The sequence below is a fragment of the uncultured Cocleimonas sp. genome, assembly GCF_947495625.1.
GTDB lineage: Bacteria > Pseudomonadota > Gammaproteobacteria > Thiotrichales > Thiotrichaceae > Cocleimonas.
In genome coordinates this window covers 1-1,445 of sequence record NZ_CANLZW010000069.1, presented here as the reverse complement: position 1 = coordinate 1,445, position 1,445 = coordinate 1, and the positions used below count along the sequence as shown (strand labels likewise).

General features: G+C 44.2%; 1 protein-coding gene. It reads left to right on the top strand.

What is annotated here, in order from left to right; translation table 11 throughout:
• The first annotated feature begins 113 nt into the window (after positions 1-113).
• Positions 114-1,394, top strand: a complete 1,281-nt coding sequence (locus Q1A31_RS20865; protein ID WP_366943063.1) for an IS4 family transposase — start codon at positions 114-116, stop codon at positions 1,392-1,394.
• Positions 1,395-1,445: the final 51 nt, after the last annotated feature.

The following is a 1,445-nucleotide window of genomic DNA, read 5'->3' as shown; positions in this document are numbered from 1 at the left end:
CAATGCCGTTGAATTAAGACTATAAGCCATTGATAGACATAGTATACTACCTTTCTTATTACACATTTAGACGAGGAATCATTTTATGGAACATTCAGCCCTGATCTAATTATATCTATACCAACATAAGTGATACCTATAACAGTATCGGTTTTGTCAAAGCTCACCGTGTCTCAGACAAGGATTTCACCCGTAGCGGTAGTTTAACCCTGCCTAACCTGATAGAAATCCTGCTTAACACCTCACATCGCTCCATAAAGTCCGAGGTAAGTGACTTTTTTCTTAAAAAATCCCCACGATCTTATCGCAAGCAACTATTAAGCAAAGGCGCTTTTACCAAGGCGCGGAGTAAGTTTAAAGAGACGGCCCTGATCGAATTACTTCAAAAAAGCGTGAGTAGTTTCTATCGTAAAGTCCCCTTACGAGAACGCAGCCAATGGCATGGCTTTCGCACCCTGGCGGTTGATGGGAGTGATTTGGCATTGCCTGATTACCCTGATATCCGTCAGACCTTTGGGGCACATAGCAATGACTCAGATGTGAGTGTGCCTATGGCGAAACTCTCGTTTCTCTATGATACGTTTTTAGATATGCCCATAGATGTGCAACTGGATGGTAACTACAGCAATGAGCGCGAACTCGCAGTCAATCATTTATCCCAAACCGGCGACAATGATTTGATGCTGTACGACCGTGGATATTACGCTTACTGGTTTGTTTTGCTGCATACACACCGGCAACGGGAATTCTGCTTTCGTCTGCGACGCAATGCGAATAGGCAGGTACAACAATTTATCGACGCCAACAAGAAACAAGCGATCATTACCCTTGAAGCCACGCCAGGGATGAGGCAGCAAGCCCTGGAAAAAGGGCTGGAGATTGTCCCTGTACAGGTGCGTCTGATACGTATCAAAACAAGCAAAGGCAGTTACGTGCTAATGACCAGTTTAACCGATACCCGACGATATCCAGCGAAACACTTCTACGATCTATACCATCTTCGATGGCGCGTGGAAGAAGGCTATAAAAAACAAAAGGCCTTTTTAGATGTAGAGGATTTTAGTGGCAGAACCGTACACAGCATCAAGCAAGACGTGCATGCCAGCGCGATGGTTCATGCGCTGGTCGCCATGGAGTGTTTTGCGGCAAATGACTATCGTGACCCTCGTATAGAAAAGCGAAAACATCGCTATAAAATCAACTTTGCAGAAGCGATTCAATCACTGAAACGCAGAATCATTATCCTGCTAACTGAGCGATTGAATTGCTTCGATATCTACAAATGGCTAAAAGCCATCGCAACAAACCTAACTATTATTAAATCCGGGCGTAGTTTTGAGAGGACAAAGGTACGGTGTAGGCGTAAAAAACTGCGAAAAGGCTATAAGGTATGATAGTAAAAACAATGACTTGGTTGCTTAATTCAACGGCATTGGGGGGGTGAC